Here is a 971-nt window from a genome sequence, read left to right as displayed (position 1 = left end):
TTGCTATGCTCTCAGTGATTGGCAGTGAATTTCCTTAAATTCACTGCCATTAACGCTAGACCCATTTCATTTTCAACCTTCGATTTTCCTCTCACAGAAAATCGAGCGAAACGCAAATTAGCCTTCAAAAATCCAAAAACTGGTTCCACATCGATTTTTCGTTTTCGATAGATGGAACTCGTTTTCTCTTCTGAAAGCTTAGATCTTACATATTCTTTTTGTTGCTCCCACTTCTCATTCACCATGAGTTTTCGATTGTTGCCTTCTTTTGCTTTCGTGCATGATAAACGGAATGGACACCCCGAACAGTCTTCGCACTCATAGATTTTGAACTTCCGTTCAAAGCCTGTACGATCCTTGCGAGTAGAGTGGTATTGATATGTAAGTCGTTTTTGATTAGGGCATGTATAGGTATCTGTTTTTTCATCATACTCCCAATTGTCGGAGTTAAAGGTGTTTTGTTTATACTTCTTCTTTTGTTCCTTCAAATATAAATTATAAGTAATAAGTGCTTCCCGATTTCGATTGGTAAGGATATCGGTAAAGTTTTGTTCACTGCCGTATCCTGCGTCTGCGACAATGTGATTCGGCAACTCAAAATAATGCTGCTCTATTTCATCTAGAAAGGGGATTAACGTACGGGTATCTGTTGGATTTGAAAACAAACCATAGGCTAGCGTGTATTGACCTTCGGTTGCGATTTGTACATTGTAACCAGCTTTCAATTGTCCGTTTTTCATATAATCATCTTTCATTCGCATGAATGTCGCATCGGTATCTGTCTTAGAGTAGCTATTACGTGTACCCAAGGTTTCTAAATCATGTTGATATTTCTGTTTACGTACGACAAAATCAATCAATTGTTTACGAACTTGTTTCGGATATTTGCGCTCACTTCTTAAGGCTTTTCGTTCAGGAATGTCTGAAGTAGCTTCAATTTTTTTATCATACTCGGTGACAACTTCGTCTAC

Annotated in this window: 1 pseudogene; it reads right to left on the bottom strand. The window is 38.1% G+C overall.

The annotated features are described in order from the left end of the window. Positions 1-17: 17 nt before the first annotated feature. Positions 18-971, bottom strand: a pseudogene (locus tag M3205_RS25130) (transposase); the annotation flags it as partial.

It is taken from the genome of Cytobacillus firmus, from assembly GCF_023715565.1.
GTDB lineage: Bacteria > Bacillota > Bacilli > Bacillales > Cytobacillaceae > Cytobacillus > Cytobacillus firmus_C.
Note: the sequence above shows the minus strand (reverse complement) of the source record. Positions and strands in the feature narration are given on the sequence as shown.